This window comes from Mycobacterium sp. NGS17 (genome assembly GCF_059813205.1).
Genome location: NZ_JCALED010000001.1, coordinates 776,700 through 800,632, shown reverse-complemented (window position 1 = coordinate 800,632; position 23,933 = coordinate 776,700). Strand labels below are relative to the sequence as shown.

Annotated in this window: 23 protein-coding genes and 2 pseudogenes; 13 read left to right on the top strand and 12 right to left on the bottom strand. The window is 67.0% G+C overall.

What is annotated here, in order from left to right:
* Window positions 1-20: 20 nt before the first annotated feature.
* From AC5Y7E_RS03955 to AC5Y7E_RS03940, 4 genes and pseudogenes are all read right to left on the bottom strand, one after another.
* A complete protein-coding gene (locus tag AC5Y7E_RS03955; protein WP_067355945.1) occupies window positions 21-863 on the bottom strand; it encodes an MlaE family ABC transporter permease in 843 nt (280 codons plus the stop codon).
* Between the two features lie 19 nt (window positions 864-882).
* Window positions 883-1,647 carry an MlaE family ABC transporter permease gene (locus tag AC5Y7E_RS03950; protein ID WP_007772499.1) on the bottom strand — a complete coding sequence of 255 codons (765 nt, stop codon included), beginning with the start codon at window positions 1,645-1,647 and terminating at the stop codon, window positions 883-885.
* A 236-nt stretch (window positions 1,648-1,883) separates the two neighbouring features.
* Window positions 1,884-2,789 (bottom strand): annotated as a pseudogene (locus AC5Y7E_RS03945) (3-oxoacyl-ACP reductase); the annotation flags it as partial.
* 111 nt (window positions 2,790-2,900) lie between these two features.
* Window positions 2,901-3,092 (bottom strand): ferredoxin, encoded by a 192-nt coding sequence (locus AC5Y7E_RS03940; protein ID WP_499916856.1) that lies wholly within the window; start codon window positions 3,090-3,092, stop codon window positions 2,901-2,903.
* Between the two features lie 212 nt (window positions 3,093-3,304).
* Between AC5Y7E_RS03940 and AC5Y7E_RS03935 the strand changes: the two genes are divergently transcribed.
* The 4 genes from AC5Y7E_RS03935 (at window position 3,305) to AC5Y7E_RS03920 (ending at window position 7,922) form a co-directional block, all read left to right on the top strand.
* Window positions 3,305-4,486, top strand: coding sequence for an acyl-CoA dehydrogenase (locus AC5Y7E_RS03935; protein ID WP_499916858.1), 1,182 nt, complete (start codon window positions 3,305-3,307; stop codon window positions 4,484-4,486).
* Window positions 4,487-4,515: 29 nt separating this feature from the next.
* Complete coding sequence (locus tag AC5Y7E_RS03930; protein WP_499947494.1) at window positions 4,516-5,613, top strand: acyl-CoA dehydrogenase family protein; 1,098 nt, start codon at window positions 4,516-4,518, stop codon at window positions 5,611-5,613.
* A 5-nt stretch (window positions 5,614-5,618) separates the two neighbouring features.
* A complete protein-coding gene (gene fadD17, locus AC5Y7E_RS03925; protein WP_499947493.1) occupies window positions 5,619-7,130 on the top strand; it encodes a long-chain-fatty-acid--CoA ligase FadD17 in 1,512 nt (503 codons plus the stop codon).
* Between the two features lie 78 nt (window positions 7,131-7,208).
* Window positions 7,209-7,922: a serine hydrolase gene (locus AC5Y7E_RS03920; RefSeq protein WP_499947492.1), complete on the top strand. Its 714-nt coding sequence runs from the start codon at window positions 7,209-7,211 to the stop codon at window positions 7,920-7,922.
* Here AC5Y7E_RS03920 and AC5Y7E_RS03915 read toward each other — a convergent pair.
* From AC5Y7E_RS03915 to AC5Y7E_RS03900, 4 genes are all read right to left on the bottom strand, one after another.
* Window positions 7,908-9,458, bottom strand: coding sequence for an acetolactate synthase large subunit (locus AC5Y7E_RS03915; RefSeq protein WP_499947491.1), 1,551 nt, complete (start codon window positions 9,456-9,458; stop codon window positions 7,908-7,910). The two genes, AC5Y7E_RS03920 and AC5Y7E_RS03915, sit on opposite strands and share 15 nt — an antisense overlap.
* A complete protein-coding gene (locus AC5Y7E_RS03910) occupies window positions 9,455-10,282 on the bottom strand; it encodes an amidohydrolase family protein (RefSeq protein WP_499947490.1) in 828 nt (275 codons plus the stop codon). The genes AC5Y7E_RS03915 and AC5Y7E_RS03910 overlap by 4 nt, the downstream gene beginning before the upstream one ends.
* A gap of 122 nt (window positions 10,283-10,404) precedes the next feature.
* Complete coding sequence (locus tag AC5Y7E_RS03905; RefSeq protein ID WP_499947489.1) at window positions 10,405-11,172, bottom strand: fructosamine kinase family protein; 768 nt, start codon at window positions 11,170-11,172, stop codon at window positions 10,405-10,407.
* Window positions 11,169-12,821: an acyl-CoA synthetase gene (locus tag AC5Y7E_RS03900; protein WP_499916872.1), complete on the bottom strand. Its 1,653-nt coding sequence runs from the start codon at window positions 12,819-12,821 to the stop codon at window positions 11,169-11,171. Before AC5Y7E_RS03900 ends, AC5Y7E_RS03905 begins: the two co-directional genes overlap by 4 nt.
* Before the next feature lie 70 nt (window positions 12,822-12,891).
* Here AC5Y7E_RS03900 and AC5Y7E_RS03895 point away from each other — a divergent pair, with 70 nt between their 5' ends.
* Both AC5Y7E_RS03895 and AC5Y7E_RS03890 read left to right on the top strand, forming a co-directional pair.
* Window positions 12,892-13,719: a crotonase/enoyl-CoA hydratase family protein gene (locus AC5Y7E_RS03895; RefSeq protein WP_499917626.1), complete on the top strand. Its 828-nt coding sequence runs from the start codon at window positions 12,892-12,894 to the stop codon at window positions 13,717-13,719.
* A 103-nt stretch (window positions 13,720-13,822) separates the two neighbouring features.
* Window positions 13,823-14,662: a hypothetical protein gene (locus AC5Y7E_RS03890; RefSeq protein WP_499947488.1), complete on the top strand. Its 840-nt coding sequence runs from the start codon at window positions 13,823-13,825 to the stop codon at window positions 14,660-14,662.
* A 59-nt stretch (window positions 14,663-14,721) separates the two neighbouring features.
* On the opposite strand, the gene AC5Y7E_RS03885 is transcribed toward AC5Y7E_RS03890, so the two are convergent.
* The 3 genes from AC5Y7E_RS03885 to AC5Y7E_RS03875 all read right to left on the bottom strand — a co-directional run bounded on the left by AC5Y7E_RS03885 (window position 14,722) and on the right by AC5Y7E_RS03875 (window position 17,773).
* On the bottom strand, window positions 14,722-15,945 hold the full coding sequence (locus tag AC5Y7E_RS03885) for a cytochrome P450 (RefSeq protein ID WP_499947487.1): 1,224 nt from the start codon (window positions 15,943-15,945) through the stop codon (window positions 14,722-14,724).
* On the bottom strand, window positions 15,942-16,658 hold the full coding sequence (locus tag AC5Y7E_RS03880) for an acetoacetate decarboxylase family protein (protein ID WP_499916878.1): 717 nt from the start codon (window positions 16,656-16,658) through the stop codon (window positions 15,942-15,944). Before AC5Y7E_RS03880 ends, AC5Y7E_RS03885 begins: the two co-directional genes overlap by 4 nt.
* Window positions 16,659-16,732: 74 nt before the next feature.
* On the bottom strand, window positions 16,733-17,773 hold the full coding sequence (locus tag AC5Y7E_RS03875) for an LLM class F420-dependent oxidoreductase (protein WP_499947486.1): 1,041 nt from the start codon (window positions 17,771-17,773) through the stop codon (window positions 16,733-16,735).
* A gap of 65 nt (window positions 17,774-17,838) precedes the next feature.
* Here AC5Y7E_RS03875 and AC5Y7E_RS03870 point away from each other — a divergent pair, with 65 nt between their 5' ends.
* The 5 genes and pseudogenes from AC5Y7E_RS03870 to AC5Y7E_RS03850 all read left to right on the top strand — a co-directional run bounded on the left by AC5Y7E_RS03870 (window position 17,839) and on the right by AC5Y7E_RS03850 (window position 21,590).
* Window positions 17,839-18,834 carry a Zn-ribbon domain-containing OB-fold protein gene (locus AC5Y7E_RS03870; protein ID WP_499947485.1) on the top strand — a complete coding sequence of 332 codons (996 nt, stop codon included), beginning with the start codon at window positions 17,839-17,841 and terminating at the stop codon, window positions 18,832-18,834.
* Window positions 18,835-18,849: 15 nt separating this feature from the next.
* Entirely contained in the window at window positions 18,850-19,914 is a 1,065-nt protein-coding gene (locus AC5Y7E_RS03865) for a thiolase family protein (protein WP_499916886.1), read from the top strand.
* On the top strand, window positions 19,914-21,110 hold the full coding sequence (locus tag AC5Y7E_RS03860) for a thiolase family protein (protein WP_499947484.1): 1,197 nt from the start codon (window positions 19,914-19,916) through the stop codon (window positions 21,108-21,110). Before AC5Y7E_RS03865 ends, AC5Y7E_RS03860 begins: the two co-directional genes overlap by 1 nt.
* Window position 21,111: 1 nt before the next feature.
* Window positions 21,112-21,186 (top strand): annotated as a pseudogene (locus AC5Y7E_RS03855) (16S rRNA (guanine(966)-N(2))-methyltransferase RsmD); the annotation flags it as partial.
* Window positions 21,183-21,590 (top strand): nuclear transport factor 2 family protein, encoded by a 408-nt coding sequence (locus AC5Y7E_RS03850; RefSeq protein WP_499947483.1) that lies wholly within the window; start codon window positions 21,183-21,185, stop codon window positions 21,588-21,590. The pseudogene AC5Y7E_RS03855 and the gene AC5Y7E_RS03850, both read left to right, overlap by 4 nt.
* Here AC5Y7E_RS03850 and AC5Y7E_RS03845 read toward each other — a convergent pair.
* On the bottom strand, window positions 21,587-22,111 hold the full coding sequence (locus AC5Y7E_RS03845; protein ID WP_499916893.1) for a gamma carbonic anhydrase family protein: 525 nt from the start codon (window positions 22,109-22,111) through the stop codon (window positions 21,587-21,589). The genes AC5Y7E_RS03850 and AC5Y7E_RS03845 overlap by 4 nt on opposite strands.
* A 115-nt stretch (window positions 22,112-22,226) precedes the next feature.
* Here AC5Y7E_RS03845 and AC5Y7E_RS03840 point away from each other — a divergent pair, with 115 nt between their 5' ends.
* Complete coding sequence (locus AC5Y7E_RS03840) at window positions 22,227-23,405, top strand: 3-ketosteroid-9-alpha-monooxygenase, oxygenase component (RefSeq protein WP_499947482.1); 1,179 nt, start codon at window positions 22,227-22,229, stop codon at window positions 23,403-23,405.
* Window positions 23,406-23,410: 5 nt separating this feature from the next.
* Window positions 23,411-23,869 carry a hypothetical protein gene (locus AC5Y7E_RS03835; RefSeq protein WP_499947481.1) on the top strand — a complete coding sequence of 153 codons (459 nt, stop codon included), beginning with the start codon at window positions 23,411-23,413 and terminating at the stop codon, window positions 23,867-23,869.
* Window positions 23,870-23,933: the final 64 nt, after the last annotated feature.

The following is a 23,933-nucleotide window of genomic DNA, read 5'->3' as shown; positions in this document are numbered from 1 at the left end:
GTCCCTTGTGAGCGGTCCTCTTATCCGGAGAGGTTGAAGTTACCGGACGCCCCATACACAGCGAGCGAGATGAACAACGTAATGACGACCACCACGATCAGCGAAGTCCGCACGGCCTGGCCGACCGCAATCCCGACTCCCACCGGGCCGCCGTGGGCGTTGTAGCCGTAATAGGTGTGGACGAGCATGACCGCGATGGACATCACGATGGCCTGCAAAAACGACCACAACAGGTCGGACGGGATCAGGAACGTATTGAAGTAGTGGTCGTACAGGCCTTTTGACTGCCCGTTGATGTACACCGTGGTGAAGCGAGCGGCGAAGAACGCGGCCAGCACCGACAGCGAGTACAGCGGGATGATCGCGATGAGGCCCGCAATCAGGCGGGTCGACACCAGATAGGACACCGAGTGCACCGCCATGCATTCGACGGCATCGATCTCCTCGGACACCCGCATGGCACCCAGTTGGGCGGTGGCGCCGGCACCGATGGTGGCGGCCAGCGCGATACCGGCGATCACCGGCGCGACCACCCGCACGTTGAGGAACGCCGACAGGAATCCGGTCAGCGCCTCGATGCCGATGTTGCCCAGCGACGAATACCCCTGCACGGCAATGACACCCCCGGAGGCCAGGGTCAAGAAGGCGGCCACACCGACCGTGCCGCCGATCATGACCAGAGCTCCCGCGCCCATCGTCATCTCGGCGATCAGCCGGACGGTCTCCTTGCGGTAGCGGGTGAGCGCATTGGGGACATATCGCATCGTCTGGCCGTAGAACAACGCTTGCTCGCCGAAGTCATCGACCGGGTCCTGGAGCCGGGAGGCGATATTGCGCAGCCGGTACGTGATGTCGTAACTCATTGCGTGCTTACCCGTCCCATCACTTCGCCGAGATTCGCACGCCGATGGCGGTCATCACCACATTGATCACGAACAGACAGATGAAGGCGTAGACCACGGTTTCGTTGACCGCGTTACCGACGCCTTTGGGCCCGCCCTTGACGGTCAGGCCCCGGTAGCAGCCCACCATGCCGGCCATCACGCCGAACAGCAGCGCCTTGACCTCGGCGAGCACCAGCTCGCGCAGTCCGGTAAGCACGGTCAATCCGTTGATGAACGCGCCGGGATTGACGCCTTGCAGGAAGACGGAGAACACATAGCCGCCGGAAAGGCCGATGGCGCACACCAATCCGTTGAGCAGCAGCGCCACCACCGTGGAGGCCAGCACGCGCGGCACGACCAGTCGCTGGATCGGGTCGATGCCGAGCACCCGCATCGCGTCGATCTCCTCGCGGATGGTGCGGGCGCCGAGGTCGGCACAGATCGCGGTGGCGCCGGCACCGGCCACGACGAGCACCGTCACCACCGGACCCAGCTGGGTGATGGTTCCGAACGCCGTCCCAGCGCCGGACAGGTCGGCGGCGCCGATCTCGCGGAGCAGGATGTTGAGGGTGAAGGCCACCAGGACGGTGAACGGGATGGATACCAGCAGCGTGGGGACCAGCGACACCCGCGCGATCATCCAGGTCTGGTCGAGGAACTCACCGAACTGAAACGGCCGGCGGAAAGCCGCTCGGCCGGTATCCAACATCATTTCGAAAAATCCGCCGACGGCGCGGGCGGGAACCGCAAGTTGTTCCCTCAACGCGGTTCCCCCCTCGGTTCGGTCTCGGCGAAGTCTATGTCTGGCCTTTGCGTCGGCTACTGTCCCACGGGGCTCGGTGTGAGCCGGATCATATTAACCCAGAACAAGTTCACCATGTCAATGAACAGCATTTCCGTATCTGAACTGTTAATTTGCCAGGTCAGAAGCACTTGGCACGTGTCAAACTGACACACGTTCTACCTGGCGATTTGGCCCGATCGACCAGGTTTCCGGCGTTATTGCTCCATCAGCGCGCCAGCGGAAAAATTGTGCTCAGGATCACGGCCAGCAAAGTAATCCTGCAGCGTCGAGCTCAGCTGCGCAGGGTCCCAGGCGCCGCCATCGGCGACGAATTTACGCTCCGCGGTCGGTGCGGCCACCAAAGTCACCTGTGGACCGTAGACGATGAACACCTGACCGTTCACCTCGGCGGCCGCCGGGGACGACAGGAACGTCACCAGATTCACCACGTGCTCGGGCGACAACGGGTCGACACCGCCGGCCTCCACCTCCGGTGCATCGCCGAACACGTCGGCCGTCATCGCGGTGCGCGCGCGGGGGCAGATGGCGTTGGCGCATACCCCGTAGCGGCCCAGCGCCCGTGCGGCCGTCAGGGTCAGCGAAATGATGCCCGCCTTGGCGGCACCGTAGTTCGCCTGCCCGACCGGCCCGACCAGCCCGGCCTCCGAAGCGGTGTTGACGATGCGCCCGAAGATCCTGCCACCGGAGTCCTTGGCCTTGGAACGCCAGTAGGTCGCCGCGTTGCGGGTCAGCAGGAAGTGACCGCGCAGGTGCACCGCGATGACGAGATCCCACTCCTCGTCGGACATGTTGAACAGCATCCGGTCGCGCGTGATCCCGGCGTTGTTGATCACGATGTCGAGGCCACCCAACGAGTCGGCCTGAGCAACCAACTCGTCGGCGGTGGCGCGTTCGCTGATATCGCCGGCCACGGCGACGGCCTTCGAACCGGCCGAGTTGATCTCGTCGATGACGTCGGAGGCATCCAGCGCCGCGGCGATGTCGTTGACGACGACGGTTGCGCCCTGGCGCGCCAGGCCGAGCGCCTCGGCGCGTCCCAGGCCCGCGGCCGCACCGGTCACCACCGCGACCTTTCCGGACAGATCGGTAGCGTTCGTGCTGGCGCCCGGCGACGATGCAGACCGTGCAGCGGTCTGAGAAGAAGCCGGGTCATAAGGCCTAGTCAATTTATGAATACCTCTAGTTTCTCGGTTCCGCGCTCTGGGCTCGGATTAGTCGGCGCGCTGAAGTGCCGCGCGCGGGCATTCGGCGATCGCCTGCTCGGCCAGTTGCTCCTGATCGGCGGGAATCGGGTCGAGCTTCACCACTGCGTAATCCTCGTCGTCCAGGTCGAAGATATCTGGGGCAATTCCCAGGCACACTGCGTTACCTTCGCACCGGTCACGGTCCACGATCACCCGCACAGCACCCTCCTTGAACCTGGCCATCACCGCAGGACTCGCCTCATCAGCATGTAGGTCCACCATAGGACCCCGACACCGCTGGGGAAACGGTCGCTGGATTCCCAGACTAGAACGTGTTACAACCGGGGAGGCGAACGGGTAGCCGTTGGTCGAGCTGCAGCCTGTGATGAGGCTTGCTACTCCGAACGTCGTTAACTTCGAGGACGGCCGAAATGCGTATCAGTTACACCCCGGAACAAGAGGACCTGCGTCGCGAGCTGCGGTCCTACTTCACCGAGCTGATGACCCCCGAGCGCCGGGAGGCGCTGACCTCTTCAGGGGGCGGCGAGGTCGGCACCGGCACCGCGTACCGCGACACCGTCGCGCAGATGGGCAAGGACGGGTGGCTCACCCTGAACTGGCCCAAGGAATACGGCGGCCAGGACCGCTCCCCGATGGACTCGCTGATCTTCACCGACGAGGCCGCCATCGCCGGTGTGCCGGTGCCGTTCCTGACCATCAACAGCGTGGCGCCGACCATCATGGCGTTCGGCACCGAGGAACAGAAGAAGTTCTTCCTGCCCAAGATCGCCGCCGGCGAATTGCACTTCTCCATCGGCTACTCCGAGCCCGGCGCCGGCACCGACCTGGCGAACTTGCGCACCACCGCGGTACGCGACGGTGACGACTACGTCATCAACGGCCAGAAGATGTGGACCAGCCTGATCGCCTACGCGGACTGGGTGTGGCTGGCGGTGCGCACCAACCCCGAGGCCAAGAAGCACCGCGGCATTTCGATGCTGACCGTGCCGACCACCGCCGAGGGCTTCTCCTGGACGCCGGTGCACACCATGGCCGGCGTGGACACCAGCGCCACCTATTACTCCGATGTGCGCGTCCCGGTCACCAACCTGGTCGGCGAGGAGAACGGCGGCTGGAAACTGGTGACCAACCAGCTCAACCACGAGCGGGTCGCGCTCGTCTCGCCGCAACCGATCTTCCTGGCCCTGCGTGAGGTCCGCGAATGGGCGCAGAACACCAAGGACGCCGGCGGCGCCCGGCTGATCGATTCCGAGTGGGTGCAGCTCAACCTGGCCCGCGTGCACGCCAAGGCCGAGGTGCTCAAGCTGATCAACTGGGAGCTGGCCTCGGCGTCCAGTGAAGCGCTGAACCCGGCCGACGCGTCGGCGGCCAAGGTGTACGGCACCGAGCTGGCCACCGAGGCCTACCGGCTGCTGATGGAGGTGCTCGGCACCGCCGCGACGGTGCGCCAGAATTCGCCGGGTGCGTTGCTGCGCGGACGGGTCGAGCGGATGCACCGGGCCTGCCTGATCCTCACCTTCGGCGGCGGCACCAACGAGGTGCAGCGCGACATCATCGGCATGGTCGCCCTCGGTCTGCCCCGAAACCGCTGAGCCGCTACGTAATAGAAGGACGGACGTTCATGGATTTCACCACCACCGAAGCGGCCAACGACCTGGGCAACCTGGTCGACACCATCGTGGACTCGGTTTGCACACCCGAACACCAGCGTGAGCTCGACGGGCTCGATCAACGGTTCGACCGCGACCTGTGGCGCAAGCTGATCGACGCGGGCATCCTGTCCAGCGCGTCGGCCTCGTCGCTGGGCGGCGACGGCTTCGGGGCGCTCGAGCAGATCGCGATCCTGGTCGCGCTGGGACGCCAGCTGGCCGCGGTGCCCTACCTGGAGTCGGTGGTGCTCGGCGCCGGAGCGCTGGCCCGGTTCGGCTCCGAAGAGCTGCAACAGAGCTGGGGGGTGCCCGCGGTCAACGGCGAGAAGACGCTGGCCGTCGCCCTCGACGGCGAGATGGGCGAGGGTCCCGTGCAGGCGGCCGGTTCCGGCGCCGGCTATCGGCTGACCGGAACCCGCACCCAGGTCGGCTTCGGCCCGGTCGCCGACGCGTTCCTGGTTCCCGCCGAAACGGATTCCGGCACCGCGGTTTTCCTGGTCGCCGCCGACGATCCCGGCGTCACGGTGACCGCGCTGGAAACCACGGGCCTGGGCAGCGTCGGGCACCTCGCGCTGGAAGGGACCCAGGTGGACGAGAGCCGCAAGGTCGGCGGCGCCGAGGTCGTGACGTGGCTTGGCACGCTGGGCACGTTGGGCCGCAGCGCTTTCCAGCTCGGAGTGCTCGAGCGCGGCCTGCAGATGACGGCCGAGTACGCGCGCGAGCGCGAACAGTTCGACCGCCCGATCGGCAGCTTCCAGGCGGTGTCGCAGCGACTGGCCGACGGCTACATCGACGTCAAAGGTCTGCGGCTCACGCTGACGCAGGCGGCCTGGCGGGTCTCGGAGGACATCCCGGCCGAGGTCGACGTCGCGAGTGCGGCGTTCTGGGCGGCGGACGCCGGACACCGGGTGGCGCACACCATCGTGCACGTGCACGGCGGCGTCGGCGTCGACACCGATCACCCCGCGCACCGCTACTTCTTGGCCGCCAAGGAGATCGAGTTCGCCCTCGGCGGCGCCACCGGCCAGCTGCGCCGGATCGGCCGGGAGCTGGCCGAGACGCCCGCTTAGGCGCAATGGAACTCACCGACGACCTGACCGTCACCAAGCTGCTGGCGCCGCTGACCGAGATCGACGATCGCGGCATCCACTTCGAGGACGCGTTCACCAGCTGGCGCGATCACCTGCAGCACGGTGCCGCGATCGCCGCGACGTTGCGCGCGCGGCTCGACCCCAGCCGGCCGCCGCATGTCGGCGTGCTGCTAGAGAACACCCCCTTCTTCTCGGCGATGCTGGTGGCGGCGGGAATGTCGGGGATCGTGCCGGTCGGGCTCAACCCGGTGCGCCGCGGCGATGCGCTGCGCCGCGACATCGCCCGCGCCGACTGCCAATTGGTGCTGGCCGACTCGAAATCGTCTGAGACGCTGGGCGACATCGAGCACCTGAACGCCGACTCGCCCGAGTGGGCCGACGAGGTCGCGGCGCACCGCGACGCGCCGATCTCTTTTCAGGCGGCCTCGCCGGCGGATCTTTTCATGTTGATCTTCACGTCGGGCACCAGTGGCGAGCCGAAGGCGGTCAAGTGCAGCCACGGCAAGGTCGCGATCGCGGGTGTGACGATGACGCAGCGTTTCGGCCTCGGGCGCGACGACGTCTGCTACGTGTCGATGCCGCTGTTTCATTCCAACGCGGTGCTGGTAGGTTGGGCCGTCGCGGCGGCCTGCCAGGGCTCAATGGCGTTGCGGCGCAAGTTTTCCGCCTCGAACTTCATCGTCGATGTCCGTCGCTACGGTGCCACCTATGCGAACTACGTGGGCAAGCCCCTGTCGTATGTGCTCGCCACGCCGGAGCAGCCCGACGATGCCGACAACCCGCTGCGCGCGGTCTACGGCAATGAGGGCGTGCCCGAAGACATCGAGCGCTTCGGGCGCAGGTTCGGGTGTGTGGTGCAGGACGGGTTCGGCTCCACCGAAGGCGGCGTGGCCATCGCGCGCACGCCCGATACGCCGGCCGGTTCACTGGGCCCGCTTCCCGACGGCATCGACATCGTCGATCCCGACACCGGCTCGTCTTGCCCGCCGGGTGTGGTCGGCGAACTGGTCAACACCGCGGGACCGGGCCGTTTCGAGGGCTACTACAACGACGTCACGGCCGAGGCCGAGCGGATGGCCGGCGGCGTGTACCACAGCGGTGACCTGGCCTACCGCGACGACGCCGGCTACGCGTACTTCGCTGGGCGGCTGGGTGATTGGCTGCGCGTCGACGGTGAGAACCTCGGCGCGGCCCCGATTGAACGGGTGTTGCTGCGCCACCCCGACGTCACCGAGGCCGCGGTGTACCCGGTGCCGGACCCGGTAGTCGGCGACCAGGTGATGGCCGCGTTGGTGCTGGCGCCAGGCGCCGAGTTTCAGGACGAAGAATTCCGTGCCTTCCTGGCCGAGCAAACCGATCTGGGGCCCAAGCAGTGGCCGTCGTACGTGCGGATCTGCGCCGAACTCCCGCGGACGGCGACCTTCAAGGTGCTCAAGCGGCAGCTGGCCGCTCAGGGTGTCGAGTGCGGCGACCCGGTGTGCAAGATCCGCCGTTGACTTTCCACCCGAGCAGTAAACTCAGCGTTTGATGAAAACCCGCGAAGTCGTCGCCGGCTCGGCCGTGGCAACCAGGGCATGACCGCACGGCCTCTCGAACTCGCGCTGGAAGCGAGCTTCGAACAGCTTTCCGCCGCGGTGCCGGCGAACGTCGGCGTCGCAATCGCCCGCCCGGACCGAACGTTCTCGCTGGGCAGCTGGTGGTCGGGCGTGGCGTGGTCGACGATCAAGGTGCCCCTGGCGATAGCGGCGCTGCGCAACGATTGGCTGGGTGCCCGCGATTTGGCCGTGAAAGCCATCACCGAATCCGACAATCGCGCCTCCGAGCAGTTGTGGTCGCAATTGGGCGAGCCGATGGACGCCGCGCGACGGGTTCAGGTCGTGGTGGCCGAAGGCGGCGACACCGCGACGGTGGTCGAATCACGGCGGCTCCGCCGCGGGTTCACCGCTTTCGGCCAAACCGAGTGGAGCCTGCAACGGCAAGCGCGGTTCGCCGCGGAGCTGTCGACCATCCCGGACGCCGTCGAAGTGATCGATCTCATGCAACGCCTGGTCGCCGGCGATCAGTGGGGGCTGGCCGCGAAAGGCCTTGCCGCGAAGGGCGGTTGGGGGCCGGGCGTACATGGCGGGTACCTGGTCCGCCAGTTCGGCATCGTTCCCACCCCTTCCGGCCAGTGGGGTGTAGCACTCGCCGCTGACGCGGACGACGGCGCTTTCGAGACGGGCGTCGACGTGGTCGATACGCTGACCGACTGGCTGCTGAGCCGGCTGCCGACGCTAGCCCGTTATTGACGGCACCACCGCGTCGATCAGGTGCGGCCCAGGTTCGGCGAAGGCGGCGCGCAGCGCATCGGCCAGTTCCTCGGCGGTGGTGACGCGCCGGGCGGGCACCCCCATGCCCTCGCTGATCTTCACGAAATCCATTGTGGGGTCCGACAAATCGAGTAGCGCGAGCGCTTCCGGCCCGGGGGTCGACCCGGCGCCGACGCGTTGCAGCTCGATCCGGAGGATGTCGTAGGCGCTGTTGTTGTACAGCACGGTGGTCACGTTGAGATTCTCGCGGGCCTGGGTCCACAACCCCGAAATCGTGTACATCGCCGAGCCATCGGACTCCAAACACAGCACCGGACGATGCGGGGCGGCCACCGCGGCACCGACCGCCGCCGGGATGCCGTAACCGATCGCCCCGCCGGTCAGCGTCAGCCAGTCGTGCGCCGGCGCGCCCGCGGTCGCGCCCGCGAGCAACACGCCCGAGGTGTTCGACTCGTCGACCACGATCGCGGCTTCGGGCAGCAGCGCCCCGATCACGTCGGCGGCCGACGCGGAGGTCAGCGCGCCCGTCGGCAGCTGGGGACGCGACGCGGGCGCCACCGGAGCCTCGGCGCCGGGCGCGACCTGATCGGCCAGGGCGATCAAAGCGTCTGCGGCGCCGCTGTATTCGGCGAGCACGTGGACCTCGCAGCCGGCCGGAACCAGATCGCTGGGCATGTTGGGGTAGGCGAAGAACGACACCGGTGACTTGGCGCCGGCCAGCACCAGATGCTTGGCACCGTTGAGTTGGGCGGTGGCGGCCTCGGCGAAATACGCGAGCCGGTCTACGGCGGGGACGCCGGCGCCGCGCTCCAGCCGGGCCGGAAAGGTTTCGCACAGCACGCGGGCACCGGTCGCCGCCGCTATGCGGGTCGCCGCCGCCAGCCCGGCCTTGCGGGTGGCATCGCCGCCCACCATGATCACCGTCGGCTCCCCGGAGCGAAGCACCTCGAGCACCTCGGGCGCCAGCAGCGGATCGGCGCCCGTCGGTTGGGCCTCCAGGTTGGAGAACAACTGGGCCCCCGCCGACCACGACACGTCGGCGGGCAGGATCAACGTCGAGATCTGCGAACCCCACCGGCTGGCCGCGATGCCCTCGACGGCATCGGCCGAGACCTGGGAGGCGTCACCGGTCCGGCGTACCCAGCCCGAGACGGTGCCGGCGAGCGCGTCGATGTCGGATTCCAGTGGGGCGTCGTACTTTTTGTGATAGGTGGCGTGGTCGCCGACGACCACCACCATCGGCACCCGCGCGCGACGCGCGTTGTGCAGGTTGGCCAGGCCGTTGCCCAGCCCTGGGCCCAGGTGCAGCAGCACCGCGGCCGGACGATCGGCGATGCGGGCGTAGCCGTCGGCCGCGCCGGTGGCGACCCCCTCGAACAACGCCAGCACGCCGCGCATCCGCGGCACGGCGTCCAGGGCGGCGACGAAGTGCATCTCCGACGTGCCCGGGTTGGCGAAACACACGTCGACACCGCCGTCGACCAGGGTGTTGATCAGGGCCAGGGCACCGTTCACTTCATTGCCTCCAGTCGGAAAACTCGTTCGGCGTTGCCGCGCAGGAAATCTCGGCGAGCCTCGTCGGACAGCCCGAGCTGGTCCAGTCCCGCCAACGCGTGCTCGTGGGTGATCATCGGATAATTGGTGCCGAACAACACTTTTCGTTGCCCGGTACCGGTCTTCATGAATCGAACCAGTTCGTCCGGCAACCGCTTGATCGTGTACGCCGAGGTATCGATGTAGACGTTCTCGTGCTTGCGGGCCACCGCGACCATCTCCTCGGTCCAGGGATAGCCGACGTGGCCGCAGACGATCACCAGCTCCGGGAAATCGAGTGCCACCTGGTCGATGTAGGGAATCGGCCGGCCGGTCTCCGACGGGCGCAACGGACCGGTATGGCCGACCTGCGTGCAGAACGGCACGCCGGACTCTACGCACTCGGCGAACAGCGGATAGTAGCGACGGTCGGTGGGCGGGGCGTTCCACAACCACGGCACCACCCGCAGCCCGACGAACCCCCCGTCGGCGACCCGGCGCCGCAGCTCGCGGACGGCTTCCATCGGGCGGTCCAGGTCGACGGCGGCCAGGCCGGCGAGCCGCTGCGGGTGCGCGGCAACCCATTGCGCCACCTCGTCGTTCGAGACCAGGTCCTCTCCACCCGGGCCGCGCCAGGCGCTGAGCACACCCAGTTCGACGCCGGCGGCGTCCATCGATGCCAGGGTCGCCTCGATCGGAATATCGGTGTCGGGGATCGTCCCGCCCGTCCACCGCCGCAGGGATGCGAGCATGTCGCTGCGCAGAAACCGCGCGGTCGGATGCTGCATCCAGACATCGATCGTCATGCGATTGGACTTTAGCCCGCCGACGATGCGCGCCGCGGAGCGGCGGGAGGTGGGGGTACCCCCAGCCGCTCAGCGGCGGGGGGCGAGGCGGGCAATCAGCTCTAGACCGGGGGCCGCCGACCTCAGATGGCCAGCGCGGCGCGGGCGCAGGCGTGGGTCTGCTGCGCGTACCCGCCGCCGAACAACACGACGTGCGCCAGCAGCGGAAAGAGTTGGTGCAGGCCGGTGCGGTCGCGCCAGCGGGGTTGGAGCGGTCGCACTTCCTGGTAACCCGCGATGATCTCGTCGTAGTGCGGGCAGCCGAACAGGGCAAGCATCGCCAGGTCCGTCTCGCGGTGGCCGGCGTGTGCGGCCGGGTCGATGAGCACGACACCGTCGGGAGTCCACATCACGTTTCCGCTCCACAGGTCGCCGTGCAACCGAACCGGCCGGTCGTCGTTGTCGAAATCGCCTGCACGGCAACGCTTCACGACGGAGTCGACGGCGTCGCGGGTGGCGGCATCGAGCCGAGGCGCCGCGAGTTCGGCCATCGGGCCCAGCCGTTCCCCGGCGTAGAACTCGCCCCAGCTGTCGTGCCGGCGCAGCGAGAGCGGCAGGGGCTGCGACAACGGCCCGAAAAAGCCCGGTCCAGCCCAGCCGTCCGGCCCGGCGCCGAACGCGGCGGCGCCGGCGTCGTGCGTGACGGCCAGCCGGCCGCCGAAAGTGCGCGCGGCCTCGGGGGTCGGGCCCACCGATTCCAGGCGCCGCAGGGTCAGGCTGGCGTCGTCGACGGACACGACCCGCGCGCACGGCACGCCACCTTCGGCGGCGGAAAGCCATTGCAGCCCTGCGGCTTCCCACGCGAAGAAGCCGGCGGGCGCGGCGGGATTACGTTTGACGAAGTCGGTCACGCAGTGGCGTGGGCGGCGTGCACGTCGTCGGCCGGGCGGGCCTCGGTCTGCTCCTTGGCCCAGCGGTAGTCGGGTTTGCCCGCGGGCGATCGCTTGACCTCGTCGACCAGCCACAGGCTGCGCGGTACCTTGTAGCCCGCGATCTCGGAGCGTACGAAGCTGTCCAGGTCCGACAGCGCGGGCCGGGCGCCGGGCCGGGGCTGGACGACGGCGGCGACATGCTGCCCGTAGCGGGGGTCGGGCACGCCGACCACCAGGGCGTCGAAGACGTCGGGGTGACCCTTGAGTGCGGCCTCGACCTCCTCGGGGTAGATCTTCTCGCCGCCGCTGTTGATCGACACCGAGCCGCGGCCCAGCATCGTGACGGTGCCGTCCTCCTCGACGGTCGCCCAGTCGCCCGGGATGGCGTACCGCACGCCGTTGAAGGTCTTGAACGTCTCGGCGGTCTTCTTCTCGTCCTTGTAGTAACCGACGGGAATGTTGCCCTTCTTGGCGATGAAGCCGCGCACACCGGAGCCGGGCTTGACCTCGTTGCCCTCCTCGTCGAGCACGACGGTGCGGTGGTCGATCGTCACGCGCGGGCCGCCGCTGTGTGGGGCGTCCTTGGCGACGATGCTGGTGCCGCCGAATCCTGTCTCCGAAGATCCGATGGAGTCGGTGATCACCCGATTGGGCAGCAGCTCGAGGAACTTCTCCTTGATGCTCGGCGAGAACAGCGCTGCGGTGGAGGCGAGCAGGAACAGCGACGAGAGGTCATACTCGTTGCCCTCGTCCTGGTGGGCCAGCAGCGCGTCGAGCAGCGGTCGCGCCATGGCGTCACCGGTGAAGAACAGCAGGTTCACCTTGTGGTCGTGGATCGTGCGCCACACCTCGTCGGCGTTGAATTCCGGTGCCAGCACGGTGGTTTGGCCCGAAAAGATCGACATCCAGGTGGCCGACTGCGTGGCGCCGTGAATCATCGGTGGAATCGGGTGACGCACCATCGGCGGGTTGGCCGCGGCGGCCTTGGCCAGGTCGTATTCGTCCTCGACGAATTCGCCTGTGGCGAAGTCGGTTCCACCGAACAGCACCCGGTAGATGTCCTCGTGGCGCCACATCACGCCCTTCGGGAAGCCGGTGGTGCCCCCGGTGTAGAGCAGGTAGATGTCGTCGGCGCTGCGCTCGCCGAAGTCGCGCTCGGGTGAGCTCTGCGCGATCGCCGAGTAGAACTCGACGCCGCCGTAGCGGCCGAAGTCGTTGTCGCTGCCGTCCTCGACGACCAGGATCGTCTTGACGTTGGGCGTATCGGGCAACACGTTGGCCACCCGGTCGGAGTACTGGCGCTCGTGCACCAGCGCGACCATGTCGGAGTTCTCGAACAGGTAGCGCAGCTCGCCCTCGACGTAGCGGTAGTTGATGTTCACCAGGATGGCGCCCGCTTTGACGATGCCGAGCATCGCGATGACGATCTCGATGCGGTTGCGGCAATACAGACCGACCTTGTCGTCCTTTTTCACCCCCTGCTCCATCAGGTAGTGAGCCAGGCGGTTGGCCTTCTCCTCCAGCTGGGCGTAGGTCAGCTTCTCGTCGCCGCAGATCAGGGCGACACGGTCGGGCACAGCGTCGATGGCGTGCTCTGCAAGGTCGGCAATATTCAAGGCCACGGCCACCAAATTAGAACGTGTTACATTTCGAGGCAAGCTCGTGCCCATTGTCGAGGGAAAGGCGGTAGCCGTGACCGTGGAGAATGCCGGAACCCCAGCAAACACCGAAAACGGGGCAACCGGCCCGGATGCGCTGGTGGAACAGCGTGGTCACACCCTCATCGTGACCATGAATCGGCCGCACCGCCGCAACGCTTTGAGCACCGAAATGATGGAAATCATGGTCCAGGCCTGGGACCGTGTCGACAACGACGACGACATCCGCGTCTGCATCCTGACCGGCGCCGGTGGCTACTTCTGCGCGGGCATGGACCTCAAGGCGGCGACCCAGAAGCCGCCGGGCGACTCGTTCAAGGACGGCAGCTACGACCCGTCGCGAATCGACGCTCTGCTCAAGGGTCGCCGGCTCAAGAAGCCGCTGATCGCCGCCGTCGAGGGCCCGGCGATCGCGGGGGGAACCGAGATCCTGCAGGGCACCGACATCCGGGTCGCCGGCGAGAGCGCCAAATTCGGTATCTCCGAGGCCAAATGGAGCCTGTACCCGATGGGCGGTTCCGCCGTCCGTCTGGTGCGCCAGATCCCCTACACCGTGGCCTGCGACCTGCTGCTGACCGGACGGCACATCACCGCCGCCGAAGCCAAGGACATGGGCCTGATCGGCCACGTCGTGCCCGACGGGCAGGCGCTGACCAAGGCGCTCGAGATCGCGGAGGTCATCGAAAACAACGGACCCCTGGCCGTACAGGCGATCCTCAAGACCATCCGCGAGACCGAGGGGATGCACGAGGAAGAGGCCTTCAAGCCCGACACCGCCAACGGCATCCCGGTGTTCCTTTCCGAGGACTCCAAGGAAGGCCCCCGGGCGTTCGCCGAGAAGCGCAAGCCCAACTTCAAAAACCGCTAGCCCCCTCTTCGCCGAGCGTGAACTCATGGCGGCTTTTCGGGCATTTCGTCGCCGTGACGTCACGTTCGGCGACGTTGTCGGTCCTGCGCGCCACACTGCTTGCGTGCGCGAACCCTTCATCGGCAGCGAGGCGCTCGCAACCGGCGCTCTGACGCGGCACCGGCTGCGCAGCCGATTCGTCGCCGTGCACCCCGACGTCTACGTCGCCCCCGGCACTGAACTGACCGCCACAACGCGCGCATGCGCGGCGTGGCTGTGGTCGCGGCGCCGAGGCATCGTCGCCGGGCGCTCCGCCGCGGCGCTGCACGGGGCCAAATGGGTCGACCACCGGGCGCCGGCACAATTGCTCTACGAACACCGCCGTCCGCCGCCCGGTATCAACACCTGGTCGGACTCGTTGTCGCACAACGAAGTCCGGTCGATCGGCGATATGCTCGCAACTTCCGCGGCGCGTACGGCGTTCGATATCGCCTGCCGCAATCCCGTCGGCAAAGCCGTCGCGGCTCTCGACGCGTTGGTGAGGGCAACGGATCTCGACATCGCCGAAGCCCAGCTGCTCGCTGACCGCTACACGAGCCATCGAAATGTCCGTCGTGCCCGCCGCGCGCTGACCATGGTCGACGCGGGGGCCGAGTCGCCACGCGAGACGTGGTTGCGATTGCTGCTCATCGACGCCGATTATCCCTGCCCGCGGACGCAGATTCCGGTCCACGGCCAGTACGGCGAGCTCGTCGCGGTCCTCGATATGGGCTGGGAGGACATCAAATTGGCCGTCGAGTACGAGGGGGATCACCACCGTTCCGATCGACGGCAATTCAATCGAGACATCGCGCGATTGGAGTCGTTGACGGAGCTCGGGTGGATCGTCATCCGGGTGACCGCCGAAGACACGGCCGGCGGCATTCTCGCTCGGGTATCGGCGGCTTGGAAGCGCCGAACGTGAACTCAGGGCGAGAAATCAGCGAAAAACTCGCCGTGAGTGCACGCTGGGCGCAAAGCCAATCAGCTCAGCAGCGGGGCGCTCGGGGTGAACACCACCGGCATCGCTTCCAGCCCGCTGACGAAGTTCGCCGGCCGCAGCGGCAGGGTCGAGTCGTCGTCGGCCAGTCGCAGATCCGGCAGCCGCTTGAGCACCCGCTCGGTCATCATCGACAACTCCAGGCGGGCCAGCTGGTTCCCCAGGCAGAAGTGCGTGCCGAACCCGAAAGCCATGTGGCTGTTCGGGTTACGGCTGATGTCGAAGCTGTCCGGCTCGTCGAACACCGACTCGTCGAAGTTGCCCGACTCGAACAGCAGCATGATCTTTTCGCCCTCACGCAGTGAGGTGCCGTGGAATTCGGTGTCGGCGGTCAGGGTTCGGCACATGTTCTTCACCGGCGATGTCCAGCGCAGCATCTCCTCGATAGCGCCGGGAAGCAGCGACGGGTCACGCACCAGGGCATCCCACTGGTCGCGGTGGCGCACCAGCTGCTCGGTGCCCCCACTCAAGGTGTGACGGGTGGTTTCGTCGCCGCCGATGAGGATGAGCAGTGTCTCCATGACGATCTCGTCGTCGGACATCCGCTGGCCCTCCACCTCGGCGTTCACCAAGATGGAGAACAGGTCGTCGTTGGGCTCGGCTCGCCGCTTGGTGATGATGGCGGAAGTGAATTCGGTGTACGCGGCGAATGCGGCCATCACCGCCTGGGCTGTCTGCGACTCCGGGTCGATGTGCGAGCTCAGCCCGCAGACCAGGTCGTCGGACCATTTCAACAGCATGCCGCGTTCGGAGGGCAGCACGCCCAGCATGTCGCCGATCACCGCCATCGGCAGCGGGGCGGCGATGTCGCGGACGAAGTCACACTCGCCGCGCTCGCACACCGCGTCGATCAGGGTGTCGCACAACCTGGCGATCGACGGTTCCTTTTCCTTCACCCGCTTGCGGGTGAAACCGGCGTTGACGAGTTTGCGCCGCAACAGATGTGCGGGGTCGTCCATGTCGATCATGTAGGGCATGCCGGGCTGCTCGGGACGGATGCCACCGGTGCTGGAGAACAGTTCCGGATTGCGTTCGGCGTCAAGGATGGCTTGATAAGTGGTGGCACCGGCCAGCCCATTGCGATCACGAAACACCGGCTGGTTGGCCCGCATCCAGCGATAGGCCTCCCGCGAGGTGCGACGGTCGGCGTAAAAATTGCCGTCGGTCAGGTCGATGTTCGAGATTGCTTCCGGGATGGTCGAAGTCATGAAATCTCCTGTGCGTCGCCGAATGTCATTTGTACTTGGTCAGCAGAACTGGACAGCATCGCGCGCTTCGGAAGGCCCAGCGACGCCAACTCTTTCGCATAGGGGTGGTCGCCGAGCCGGACGCGTACCCCGCCGAATCTGGTGCGCACGCCGTCCAGCGTGGAGTCGAAGGCGGTCTCCCAGGTGACACCGTCGCGGTGCGAGTAACTCCGCTGCGCTTGCGTGCGCGGGGTGAGCCGAAATGGCAGTCCGCGGCCGAATTCCATGCCGACCACCAATTGCCCGTCGACTGTGCAGTCGAAGCCGAACCGACGGCCTTCCCGAACGGTGAAGTCCGCCATCACTTTCGGGTAGCCCCAGATCTTCGTTCCAGCTTCCAGCGTGAACGCCTGGTCGACGGGCAGGTGGTGGATGAAGGCGCCCGCCGACTGCAGGGCTCGTGGCCCACTCGCCGTCGACCCGGGCGGATTGACCATCACGGTGGTGCCGAATTCGTTGTACTGGTCAAGGTCGCCGTCGATGTACTGCATCAACATCAGGACCACGATCGCCCGGCCTGGCAGGTAACGACAGACCTGCAGGCCGCTGTAGTCGATCATCTGCTGCGCGGCGTCCGCGTCGACAGAGAACATCGCCATGTGCTGGGTCGCCTTGCGGATCTGCACCGGCATGGTGAGCACCCTGCCCGCGATGGTGTGCTGCGAAGCTGTCATCCGGACAATCTAGAACGCGTTCTAAGTCTCTTGCAAGAAAATTAGAACGTGTTCTCGTTTGTTGCGCCCGGGCGTCAGATCAGCGTCGCCAGCTCGCGGACCTGCTCTGTACTGCGGCCCGACACCACCATCATGGTGACGCCGGCGGCCTCCCAGGCCTTGATCTGCTTACGCACGTAGTCGAGGTCGCCGACGATCGCGGCGTCATCGATCACCTCGTCGGGGATGATTTCCGCGGCCTTTTCCTTGCGTCCACTGCGGAACAGCTTCGTCACGTCGTCGACCACCTCGGCGTAGCCCATCCGGCGGTAGACGTCGGCGTGGAAGTTGGTGTCCTCGGCGCCCATCCCGCCCATGTACAGCGCGATGTAGGGCTTCATGGCCGCGAAGGCGGCGCCGCGGTCCTCGGTGATGACGATGTTGGCCGTCGCGCAGATCTCGAAGTCCTCCCGGCTGCGGCGCGCCCCCGGGCGGGCGAATCCCTCGTCCAGCCACTCGTTGTAGGTGTCGGCCATGCGCGGCGTGTAGAAGATCGGCAGCCAGCCGTCGCAGATCTCGGCGGCCAGCGCGACGTTTTTGGGTCCCTCGGCGCCCAGCATGATCGGGATGTCGGCCCGCAACGGATGGGTGATCGGCTTGAGCGGCTTGCCCAGACCCGTCGCCGGTCCCCGGACCCCGTCCTGCAAAGGCAGCGGATAGTGCGGGCCGGCGCTGGTCACCGGCGCCTCCCGCGCCCACACCTGCCGGATGATGTCGATGTATTCCCGGGTGCGGGCCAGCGGTTTGGGGAATGACTGCCCGTACCAGCCCTCGACCACCTGCGGGCCGGAGACGCCGAGGCCGAGGACGTGGCGCCCGCCGGAGAGGTGGTCGAGCGTCAACGCGGCCATCGCGCAGGCGGTCGGCGTGCGGGCAGACAGCTGGACCACCGAGGTGCCCAGCCGCACCCGGGATGTCGACGAGCCCAGCCAGGCCAGCGGTGTGTAGGCGTCCGAGCCCCAGGCCTCGGCGGTGAAGACGGCGTCGTATCCGGCCTCCTCGGCGGCGGCGACGAGTTCGCCATGGTTTTGGGGCGGCTGAGCGCCCCAATATCCCAGCTGCAATCCCAGCTTCATCGTCTTCCTTCCGGATAGCAGACCCGATGTTGAATCCGTTCTTAGAACCTGTTCTACTCGATGGCGTGACAGCCAGTTCGAGTAGCCCGCCCCTGATGGATCACCCTGAGCCACCGCTCGCCGCGCCACTGACGTTGTCCTTCGACTACACCCGTTCGGTCGGCCCCACGCTGGGCAAGTTCTTCACCGCACTGCGTGACCGCCACGTCCTGGGTGTGCGCGGATCCGATGGCCGGGTGCACGTGCCGCCGGCGGAGTATGACCCGGTCACCTATGAGCCGCTGGGCGAGATGGTACCGGTGTCCAGTGTCGGCACCGTCGTCTCGTGGACCTGGCAGCCCGAGCCCATGGAGGGCCAGCCGCTGGACAGGCCGTTCGCCTGGGCGCTGATCAAGCTGGACGGCGCCGACACCCCGCTGATCCACGCGGTGGACGCGGGCGAGCCGAAGAACATCAAGACCGGCACCCGGGTACATGTGCGCTGGGCCGACGAGCCGGTGGGCGCCATCACCGACATCGCGTATTTCGAGCTCGGTGAGGAAGCCGAGGCCGTGACGGAGCACTCGGAGGGCGACAAAGACCCGGTGACCATGGTCGTCACGCCCGTGTCGCTGACGATTCAGCACAGCGCCTCACACGAGGAGAGCGCCTACCTGCGGGCCATCGCGCAGGGCAAGCTGCTCGGCGCGAAGACGGGCGAGAACGGCAAGGTCTACTTCCCGCCGCACGGCGCCGACCCCGCCACCGGCCAGCCGACGACCGAGTTCATCGAATTGCCGGACAAGGGCACCGTCACGACATTCGCGATCATCAACATCCCGTTCCAGGGTCAGCGCATCAAGCCCCCCTACGTGGCGGCCTACGTGCTGCTCGACGGTTCCGACATCCCGTTCCTGCATCTGGTCGCCGACATCGACGCCCACGAGGTGCGGATGGGCATGCGCGTCGAGGCGGTGTGGAAACCCCGCGAGGAGTGGGGATTTGGGATCGACAACATCGAGTACTTCCGGCCGACCGGGGAACCCGACGCCGACTACGACACCTACAAGCACCACCTGTAAAGGGCTTAAGAACACATGAGCGCTCGCAACGTCGCGGTAGTCGGCTTTGCCCACGCACCGCACGTCCGCCGCACCGACGGCACCACCAACGGTGTCGAAATGTTGATCCCGTGCTTCGCCCAGCTGTACGAGGAGCTGGGCATCAGCCGGACCGACATCGGCTTCTGGTGCTCCGGATCATCTGATTACCTTGCCGGACGGGCATTTTCGTTCATCTCGGCGATCGACTCGATCGGCGCCGTTCCGCCGATCAACGAATCACACGTCGAGATGGACGCGGCCTGGGCGCTTTACGAGGCCTACATCAAGATCCTGACCGGCGAGGTCGACACCGCGCTGGTGTACGGCTTCGGCAAGTCCTCGGCGGGCATCCTGCGTCAGATCCTGACGCGGCAGACCGACCCCTACACCGTCGCGCCGTTGTGGCCGGATTCGATCTCGATGGCCGGGCTGCAGGCGCGCATCGGGCTCGACACCGGCAAGTGGACCGAGGAGCAGATGGCGCGCGTGGCCTTCGACTCCTTCGCCAACGCGCGCCGGGTGGACAACGTGGAGGGGTCGATCAGCGTGGCCGAGTTGCTCGAGCGGCCCTTCTTCGCCGACCCGCTGCGCCGCCACGACATCGCCCCGATCACCGACGGCGCCGCGGCCATCGTGCTCGCGGCCGGCGACCGGGCGCGCGAGCTGCGCGAAAACCCGGCCTGGATCACCGGAATCGAGCATCGCATCGAAACGCCGGTGCTGGGCGCGCGGGACCTCACCGAGTCCCCGTCGACCAAGGCCGCCGCCCAGGTGGCCACCGGCGGGCGGACCGACAACCTCGACGTTGCCGAGATCTGCGCGCCGTTCACCCACCAACATCTGATCATCGCGGAAGCCATCCGGATACCGGGACCGACCAAGGTCAACCCGTCCGGCGGCGCGCTGGCGGCCAATCCCATGTTCGTCGCCGGTCTCGAACGCATCGGCTTTGCGGCACAACACATCTGGAACGGTTCTGCTGAGCGGGTGCTGGCGCACGCCACCAGCGGGCCTGCGCTACAACAGAACCTGGTCGCGGTGATGGAAGGAAAGAACTGATGGCCGGTGCAGGGCCAAACGTTGCTGCGGTACTAGGTACCGGACAAACGAAGTACGTCGCCAAACGCCAGGACGTTTCGATGAACGGCATGGTGCGCGAGGCCATCGACCGGGCGCTGGCCGACTCCGGTTCCACCTTCGACGACATCGACGCCGTCGTGGTCGGCAAGGCGCCGGACTTCTTCGAGGGCGTCATGATGCCCGAGCTGTTCATGGCCGACGCCATGGGCGCCACGGGTAAGCCGCTGATCCGGGTGCACACCGCCGGATCGGTCGGCGGTTCTACCGGCGTGGTGGCCGCCAGCCTGGTCCAGTCCGGCAAGTACCGGCGCGTGCTCGCGATGGCCTGGGAGAAGCAGTCGGAGTCAAACGCCATGTGGGCGTTGTCGATTCCCATCCCGTTCATCAAGCCGGTGGGCGCCGGCGCGGGCGGCTACTTCGCCCCGCACGTGCGCTCCTACATCCGCCGGACCGGCGCGCCGACGAACATCGGCGCCATGGTCGCGGTCAAGGACCGGCTCAACGGCGTCAAGAACCCGCTGGCGCATCTGCACCAACCCGACATCACCGTCGAGAAGGTGATGGCCTCGCCCATGCTGTGGGATCCGATCCGTTACGACGAGACCTGCCCGTCGTCCGACGGCGCCGCCGCCGTCGTGATCGGCAATGAGGAGGCCGCCGAAGCCCGCCTGGCGCAAGGACATCCGGTGGCCTGGATCCACGCCACCGCGTTGCGCACCGAGCCGCTGCAGTTCGCCGGACGCGACCAGGTCAGCCCGCAGGCCGGCCGTGACGCCGCCGCGGCACTATGGAAGGCCGCCGGCATCGAGAGCCCGATCGACGAGATCGACGCCGCGGAGATCTATGTCCCGTTCTCCTGGTTCGAACCGATGTGGTTGGAAAACCTCGGGTTTGCCGCCGAGGGCGAAGGCTGGAAACTCACCGAAGCGGGCGAAACCAAGATCGGCGGTCGGCTGCCGGTGAACCCGTCCGGCGGGGTGCTGTCGTCGAACCCGATCGGCGCGTCGGGCCTGATTCGGTTCGCCGAAGCGGCCATTCAGGTGATGGGCAAGGGTGGCGACCACCAGGTTCCCAACGCGCGAAAGGCCCTGGGACACGCCTACGGCGGTGGCTCCCAGTACTACTCGATGTGGGTGGTCGGTGCAGACAAGCCCGCGGCCCAGCAGGTCTCGTGAGCGCGCCGACGACGATGCAGTGGGGGTACCGCCCGCTTGCGGGGGACGCAGCGATGAGGAGGAGCGGCGCCGTTGAGTGAGCATCCCGCGCACGAGGCCGGCCGCCGCTCCCGCGACGCGGTGGCGGCCCGGGACAAGGACGCCTGGCTGGCGGTATTCGCCGACGACGCCATCGTCGAGGACCCGATCGGGCCCTCGGTGTTCGACCCCGAAGGCCTCGGCCACCGGGGCCGTGACGCCATCTCGGCCTTCTGGGACAAGGCCATCGCCCCCACCACCAAGATCGAGTTCTTCTTCCGCGACACCTACCAGTGCGGCAACGAGGAAGCCAACGTCGGGCACATCCTCATCACGACGGGTGAGTACCAGACGACAGCTGAAGGCGTTTTCACCTACCGGGTCGACGCCGAGGGCAAGATGGTGGCCCTGCGCGCCTACTGGGAGATGGAACGCGCCGCGGCCAACACGCGCAAAGTCTAGAGCGGCTCCAGCCCGGCCAGATGCCGCTGGGCGAGGTCGCGGTACGCCTGCGGGTTCACCTTGACCCACATCTCGGCGCCGGTCCCGGCGACAGGGCCCTTGATCTGCGCCGGCGCTCCGACGGCCAGCATCCCGGCCGGGATCTGGGTGCCCGCCGTCACCAGTGAGTGCGCGGCCACCAGGCTGCGCGCCCCGATCACCGCACCGTCCAGAACGGTGGCGTGGTTCGCGATCAGCGCCTCCTGGCCGACGTGCACCCCGTGAATCAGGCACAGATGCGCGACCGTCGCACCGGGACCGATGTCGACCGGGATGCCGGGTGGCGCGTGCAACACCGATCCGTCCTGGACGTTGGCGCCCTCGCGCACCACGATCGGCCCGTAGTCGCCGCGCAACACGGCGTTGAACCAGACCGAGGCCCCCGCCTCCACCACGACATCGCCGATCAGAGTGGCCGTCGGGGCCACGAAAGCGGTGGGATCGACCCGTGGCGCGCGGCCCTCGAACGCAAACAGCGGCATCGTTTAGATATACCGCAGCGCGCATATGCCATGGCCAGGCTCGCCGTCGTTGCGCGCGCCCGCTGCAAAACTGTAACGTGTTCTAGTTAGAGGCCCAGCGAGTTGGAGGTGACAGGTGAGTACCGACACCAAGGCGGTCGGCATTCGGGAGATCGATCCCGGCGCCTTGCCGACCAGATACGCCCGCGGCTGGCACTGCCTGGGCGTTGCGAAGTACTTCCAGGACGGCAAGCCGCACTCGATCGAGGCGTTCGGCACCAAGCTGGTGGTTTTCGCGGACTCGCAGGGCGACATCAAGGTGCTCGACGGCTACTGCCGCCACATGGGCGGCGACCTCTCCGAGGGCACCATCAAGGGCGACGAGGTCGCCTGTCCGTTCCACGACTGGCGTTGGGGCGGCGACGGCCGCTGCAAGCTGGTCCCGTACGCCAAGCGCACACCCAAGACGGCGCGGACCCGGTCGTGGACGACCGACGTGCGCGGCGGCCTGCTGTTCGTCTGGCACGACCACGAGAACAATCCCCCGGACCCCGCCGTGCGCATCCCGGACATCCCGGAGTCCCACAGCGACGAGTGGACCGAGTGGCGGTGGAACAGCATCCTCATCGAGGGCTCCAACTGCCGCGACATCATCGACAACGTCACCGACATGGCGCACTTCTTCTACATCCATTTCGGGTTGCCGACGTACTTCAAGAACGTGTTCGAGGGTCACATCGCCTCGCAGTACCTGCACAACGTGGGCCGGCCCGACGTCAACGACCTCGGCACGTCTTACGGTGAGGCGCACCTGGATTCGGAGGCGTCCTATTTCGGGCCGTCGTTCATGATCAACTGGCTGCACAATAGCTACGGCGGTTACAAGGCCGAGTCGATCCTGATCAACTGCCACTACCCGGTGACTCAGAACTCGTTCATGCTGCAGTGGGGTGTCATCGTCGAAAAGCCCAAGGGCATGGACGAAAAGATGACCGACAAGCTGTCGAGGGTGTTCACCGAGGGCGTCAGCAAGGGCTTCCTGCAGGACGTCGAGATCTGGAAGCACAAGACCCGCATCGACAATCCGCTGCTGGTCGAAGAGGACGGCGCGGTCTATCAGTTGCGTCGTTGGTACCAGCAGTTCTACGTCGACGTCGCCGACATCGAGCCGGAGATGGTGGAGCGCTTCGAGATCGAGGTCGACACGACCCGAGCCAATGAGTACTGGAATGCCGAGGTGGAGCAGAACCTCAAGGCCAAGGACTCCGCGGCGGACGAGCCCGCCACCGACGACGTGCCGGCCAAGCAACACTAGGAATCATGAGCGAGGATCAGCCGGCGGTACCTGACGTCGATCAGCTCGCGCGGTCGATGTTGTTGCTGCACGGCGATCATCACGACCACGACGAGCATCCAGCCGGCGCCGAACGCAAGGGTGGGTCCTGGTCGAAATCAAGGGATTTCACCGACGATCCGCAGCGCGCCGCTGCGGTCGCCGAGGCCAGTCGGGCCGACCGCGAGCGCTACCTCAACTCGGGTCTGTTGCCGGTCGACTGCCGGTTCTGCCACGTGCGGGTCACCGTTCGAAGGCTCGGGCCCGGACACACCGCGGTGCAATGGAACACCGAGGCGTGGCAGCGGTGTGCGCACTTCACCGAGGTGCGTGCGTCCGGGGGCGACACCGCGCGCACGAGGTCGTGCCCCAAACTCGGTGACAGCATCGAGCATGCGGTCGCCGAGGGCTATCTGGACCTCGACGACGAGCCGGACGACGACTGAGCGGACGTCAACTCCGGGCCCTGCCCGCGGTTATGAACGGGCCGCCGCTCCGGCATTGGTGTAT

What these genes read in the sequence shown, in the direction of transcription:
- AC5Y7E_RS03955 (WP_067355945.1), bottom strand. Translation starts at nt 863, where the DNA reads ATGAGTTACGACATCACGTACCGGCTGCGCAATATCGCCTCCCGGCTC.
- AC5Y7E_RS03935 (WP_499916858.1), top strand. Translation starts at nt 3,305, where the DNA reads ATGCGTATCAGTTACACCCCGGAACAAGAGGACCTGCGTCGCGAGCTG.
- AC5Y7E_RS03930 (WP_499947494.1), top strand. Translation starts at nt 4,516, where the DNA reads ATGGATTTCACCACCACCGAAGCGGCCAACGACCTGGGCAACCTGGTC.
- fadD17 (WP_499947493.1), top strand. Translation starts at nt 5,619, where the DNA reads ATGGAACTCACCGACGACCTGACCGTCACCAAGCTGCTGGCGCCGCTG.
- AC5Y7E_RS03920 (WP_499947492.1), top strand. Translation starts at nt 7,209, where the DNA reads ATGACCGCACGGCCTCTCGAACTCGCGCTGGAAGCGAGCTTCGAACAG.
- AC5Y7E_RS03910 (WP_499947490.1), bottom strand. Translation starts at nt 10,282, where the DNA reads ATGACGATCGATGTCTGGATGCAGCATCCGACCGCGCGGTTTCTGCGC.
- AC5Y7E_RS03885 (WP_499947487.1), bottom strand. Translation starts at nt 15,945, where the DNA reads ATGACTTCGACCATCCCGGAAGCAATCTCGAACATCGACCTGACCGAC.
- AC5Y7E_RS03880 (WP_499916878.1), bottom strand. Translation starts at nt 16,658, where the DNA reads ATGACAGCTTCGCAGCACACCATCGCGGGCAGGGTGCTCACCATGCCG.
- AC5Y7E_RS03875 (WP_499947486.1), bottom strand. Translation starts at nt 17,773, where the DNA reads ATGAAGCTGGGATTGCAGCTGGGATATTGGGGCGCTCAGCCGCCCCAA.
- AC5Y7E_RS03865 (WP_499916886.1), top strand. Translation starts at nt 18,850, where the DNA reads ATGAGCGCTCGCAACGTCGCGGTAGTCGGCTTTGCCCACGCACCGCAC.
- AC5Y7E_RS03860 (WP_499947484.1), top strand. Translation starts at nt 19,914, where the DNA reads ATGGCCGGTGCAGGGCCAAACGTTGCTGCGGTACTAGGTACCGGACAA.
- AC5Y7E_RS03845 (WP_499916893.1), bottom strand. Translation starts at nt 22,111, where the DNA reads ATGCCGCTGTTTGCGTTCGAGGGCCGCGCGCCACGGGTCGATCCCACC.
- AC5Y7E_RS03835 (WP_499947481.1), top strand. Translation starts at nt 23,411, where the DNA reads ATGAGCGAGGATCAGCCGGCGGTACCTGACGTCGATCAGCTCGCGCGG.